A 1,298-nucleotide genomic window follows, 5' to 3' on the forward strand; every position below is an offset into this window, starting at 1 on the left:
TTTTGTCCCGGCCCTTGCCAGCACGCTTGCGATCAAAACCCATAACTTCTTGCTTGCCTTCTCATCGCCCTGAACCATTATGTTATGCAGTCGAGGGCGACTGTACTGCACGTCACAAGCGCAATCGTTCGTGATTGCGCGATAAATATCTATATCGTAATAAAATGTGACGCGATAGCAAATATTGTGGCGGACAATCGCTGAACTATAGCTGTACTTTCATTTGCCTTGCACAGCACTGTCGGGCAAGGGGCTTGCATGAGCGTATATCTGCATGAAGAAGACCTGCCCGCTGGCGTATTGGCCGAAGGCCCCGTCGCCGTTGACACCGAAACCATGGGGTTGATCACCCCGCGTGACCGGCTTTGCCTGTTGCAGATTTCCGATGGCCGAGGGGACGAACATCTGGTCCGTTTCGGCCTTGGTAGCGATTATAGCGCACCAAATTTACGCGCCGTTCTTGCTGACCCTGCACGCGTGAAGCTCTTTCATTATGCGCGTTTTGACCTGGCCGCGATTTCGCATTATCTGAACGTCGTCGCAACGCCGTTATTCTGCACGAAAATCGCGTCTCGATTGACCCGCACCTATACCGATCGCCATGGCCTGAAAGAGCTGGTGAAAGAAATGCTCGGCACCGACATTTCAAAGCAACAGCAGTCAAGTGACTGGGGCGGTCCAGTGCTGTCCGAAGCGCAAAAGGATTATGCCGCAAGCGATGTGCGGTATTTGCATCGGCTTCACGCCGAGTTCGTGATTCGTCTCGAACGCGAAGGCCGGACAAAGTTAGCGCAGGCGTGCTTCGACTTTCTGCCGCACCGCGCCGATCTTGATCTTGCTGGCTGGCCTGAAACCGACATATTCGGGCACAGTTAAGGTTCGATCTGGTTAGGCATAGATAATGTCCGCACAAGCCGAACTTGAACGCACACACAGACAACGCTGGGCGCTGCCCGGCGGGCGACATGATCGGCTGATCCGCACGTTGCGTGTCGTCTTGCCCAGTGTGATTGGGTTGCTGGTCGCATTATTGGCGTTCAGCCCCTTTACCGGCCAGCAGGAACTCAGTTTTGTTCTCAACAAGGATGAGGTGGACTTGTCACGCGAACGCCTGCGCGTGGTCGAAGCACTGTATCGCGGCGATGACAGTAAGGGCCGCCCTTTTTCCTTGCGCGCCGGCAGCGCTGTTCAAAAAACATCGGCTGAGCCAGTGCTTGACATGACAGCACTGTCGGGCAGGATCACGTTGAATGATGGTCCTGCCTTGATCATCGCGCAGCGCGGCGTTTACGACCTTG

The 1,298-nt window shown here is 54.9% G+C and carries 1 protein-coding gene and 1 pseudogene; both read left to right on the top strand.

The window, feature by feature from the left end; all coding sequences use genetic code 11:
* The first annotated feature begins 258 nt into the window (after positions 1–258).
* The gene (locus ACK4S7_RS12990; RefSeq protein ID WP_409647647.1) at positions 259–876 is read left to right on the top strand and encodes a ribonuclease D; all 618 of its coding nucleotides are present in this window, start codon (positions 259–261) and stop codon (positions 874–876) included.
* A gap of 25 nt (positions 877–901) precedes the next feature.
* Positions 902–1,298: pseudogene (locus ACK4S7_RS12995) on the top strand (LPS export ABC transporter periplasmic protein LptC); the annotation flags it as partial.

This window comes from Sphingorhabdus sp., assembly GCF_046292425.1.
GTDB lineage: Bacteria > Pseudomonadota > Alphaproteobacteria > Sphingomonadales > Sphingomonadaceae > Sphingorhabdus_B.